This window comes from Candidatus Curtissbacteria bacterium, assembly GCA_024654445.1.
Lineage (GTDB): Bacteria > Patescibacteriota > Microgenomatia > Curtissbacterales > GWA2-41-24 > JANLHP01.
Genome location: JANLHP010000007.1, coordinates 1 through 1,559, shown reverse-complemented (window position 1 = coordinate 1,559; position 1,559 = coordinate 1). Strand labels below are relative to the sequence as shown.

1 protein-coding gene is annotated in these 1,559 nt (G+C 38.7%); it reads right to left on the bottom strand.

What is annotated here, in order from left to right; all coding sequences use genetic code 11:
* Positions 1-1,458, bottom strand: a 1,458-nt coding sequence (locus tag NUV69_00655; GenBank protein MCR4324186.1) for an IS1634 family transposase, incomplete at its 3' end; no start/stop codon positions are given.
* Positions 1,459-1,559: the final 101 nt, after the last annotated feature.

The window sequence follows — 1,559 nt, the reverse complement described above, 5'->3', positions numbered from 1 at the left end:
TATCTCGCTATATTTTGAAATTCGTTCCCCGCTGACGTTATTTTCCATAACCACTTCTTTAACTTGATCCAGGAGCCACAATACTTTTTGAACAGATTTATTTGCGGTTTTTTCCACTAAACGGATAATACTCAAGCTGGCAAAGACTATGGTCAGGTGAGCTTCAATTCTTTCCTTCGTGGTATGGAAAACAGGCCGGGCTTTAAGGTCGGATTTACTGATCCTGAAAGATTTTTCTACCTGCCAGAGTTGGGAATACTTTTCGATAATTTCGTCATCTGTTAAATCACGGGCATTGGTAAGATATCCCTTCAAGCCTTCAAGAAGCTGTGATTTTGCCACATTTTCTGTGTTTAATTCCAGATCGTGATTTCCGGCTTGCTTTAAAAACTTAAATCTTTTGGAAACAACGGAGGGGTTATTCAATGCGAACTTAGCTCGTTTTAATTGCTTTTCCCTGTCGGAGCGATCCTTATTGGCTCGTTTTTGCGAGTAGGAAACAACCAGAATTCTATTGTTTCCAAAGTCGAATCGTCTGGCAGCACCGTCTGCTTTAGGAACGGTAATTATTTGTTTCCAAATTTTAGTTGGCAGGTTTCCAAGTCTCGCTCCAACAATGTAGAATAGATTTTCCTTTTCCAATTCTTCCATATTGGTTGAGCTGACCATAGCACTGTCGGCCACCACCACGAAATCACCCAACTTATGCTTTCTGACTATTTCTTTGATACACGGCAGCATTAAGTGTCCCTCAAATTTATTACCCGGAAATACTTTCAAGTGCAGAGGAAAACCATCAGCGGTAACAGTCAGCGTAACTATGAGTTGCGGCTGATTAGCTTTATTGTCTTTAGAAAACCCAAATTTCCTAAGGTCATCCTCATCAAAAGATTCATAATACAAAGTTGTGACATCGAAAAACAAAACAGAGATGGTTGGAGAAAATGACCGGATAAAAGCTGTCATTTTCTCCTCCAGTTGACTTTGAAAGCCGAGTTTGTAAATTTCCTCCATTATTCTGTAAAGACCGGACAATGAGTAATGTTTGCCCAATCTGCTCTCTAGAAAATCTCTGGTCTTTGCCTTGCTTACGGGGTAGATTATTCTGGCCACAACCAAATCAGCAAAACCTTTATTGCCAATCCCGTCAAAGTTTAAGACCTTGTAAAAATGGTGAAAAAAATCAAAAGTCACCGAATCTAAGACTTTTCGGATGCAAAATTTTGATAAAATTTCGGCCATTTCTGAAGTTGAATAACGGTTGTCAAAAAGAGAGATTCTTCCCGACTTTATTCTTTGGTTTTCGATAAATTGCTTAGCCAAATTTATTAGTTCGCTTACCTCCGACTCATTTCTGGCTGTTCCCAAATGCTTTATCACTTTATTTTTTCTGTCAATTTTCTGAACAACCTGAATTTGTAAATTGCCGTTTTTGCTTTTCAACTTTCTTATATGCACACTACTATTTTACAAAAAACAGGACGTACCCCAAACAGGCAAAATTACTTCTACTTTTGAATCTAATTATCGATCAGACAGTGGTCGTGGCGAAGTCAGGA